The following is a 1,101-nucleotide window of genomic DNA, read 5'->3' on the forward strand; positions in this document are numbered from 1 at the left end:
GTGAGCCCGCGGGCTCACACCTGAGGGGGCGGGTGCGTCCCGCCCCCTCTCCCACGCCCACTAGACTTGTAACCAACACCCGGCAGACCCGCCGGGTGGTGACCCGAGGAGCCACCTTGGCTGCTGAGCTGCACGTCGCGCTGGTCGCGGCCGACCGAGAGGTCTGGTCCGGCGAGGCCACCCTGGTCGTCGCGCGCACCACGTCCGGCGACATCGGCGTCATGCCCGGTCACCAGCCGCTGCTCGGTGTGCTGGAGTCGGGCCCGGTGACCATCCGTACGAGTGAAGGTGAGACGGTCGTCGCCGCGGTGCACGGCGGTTTCATCTCGTTCGCGGACAACAAGCTGTCGCTGCTGGCGGAGATCGCCGAGCTGTCGGACGAGATCGACGTCCAGCGTGCGGAGCGGGCGCTCGAGCGCGCGAAGTCGGAGGCCGACGCCTCGGCGGAGCGCCGCGCGGACGTCCGTCTGCGGGCGGCGACCCGCTGAGCCATGGGAGGCACCGCCCGGGCTGTCCAGGCACCGGGGGATCGGTGCGATGACGTCACTCAGCCGCGGTCGGCACCGGAGCAATCCGGAGCCGACCGCGGCTGAGGCAGATCTGGATGATTTTTCCGTTCCGTTACCTAGGAGACGAGGAGGTCGGTGTCGATGGTCCTCGCTCTGACTGTGTGCGGAATCGTCGTGGTGCTCGTGGTGGTGGGGCTCTTCGTCTTCGGCCTGCGCCGCCGCCTCATCCAGCGCTCCGGCGGAACCTTCGACTGCAGCCTGCGCTGGGACGCCCCCGAGGAGGGCGACGCCGGAGGCAAGGGCTGGGCCTACGGGGTGGCCCGCTACAACGGTGACCGGGTCGAGTGGTTCCGGGTCTTCTCCTACGCCCCCCGCCCGCGCCGCGTCCTGGAGCGCTCCGCGATCGAGGTGGCCGGCCGCCGGGTCCCGGAGGGCGAGGAGGAGCTGGCCCTGCTGTCCGACTCGGTGATCCTCGCCTGTCTGCACCGGGGCACGCGTCTCGAGCTCGCCATGAGCGAGGACGCGCTGACCGGTTTCCTCGCGTGGCTCGAGGCGGCCCCGCCCGGACAGCGGGTGAACGTCGCGTAGAGCG

2 protein-coding genes are annotated in these 1,101 nt (G+C 71.4%); both read left to right on the forward strand.

Annotated features, from left to right (window positions below; all coding sequences use genetic code 11):
* Positions 1–116 precede the first annotated feature (116 nt).
* Entirely contained in the window at positions 117–488 is a 372-nt protein-coding gene (locus tag B7L92_RS34420; RefSeq protein WP_004983324.1) for a F0F1 ATP synthase subunit epsilon, read from the forward strand.
* 162 nt (positions 489–650) lie between these two features.
* On the forward strand, positions 651–1,097 hold the full coding sequence (locus B7L92_RS34425; RefSeq protein WP_016824617.1) for a DUF2550 domain-containing protein: 447 nt from the start codon (positions 651–653) through the stop codon (positions 1,095–1,097).
* Positions 1,098–1,101 lie beyond the last annotated feature (4 nt).

Source organism: Streptomyces viridosporus, assembly GCF_002078235.1.
GTDB classification, from domain to species: domain Bacteria; phylum Actinomycetota; class Actinomycetes; order Streptomycetales; family Streptomycetaceae; genus Streptomyces; species Streptomyces viridosporus.

Excerpts from the sequence above, each read along its gene's own strand:
- B7L92_RS34425 (WP_016824617.1), top strand. The coding sequence starts at position 651 with ATGGTCCTCGCTCTGACTGTGTGCGGAATCGTCGTGGTGCTCGTGGTG.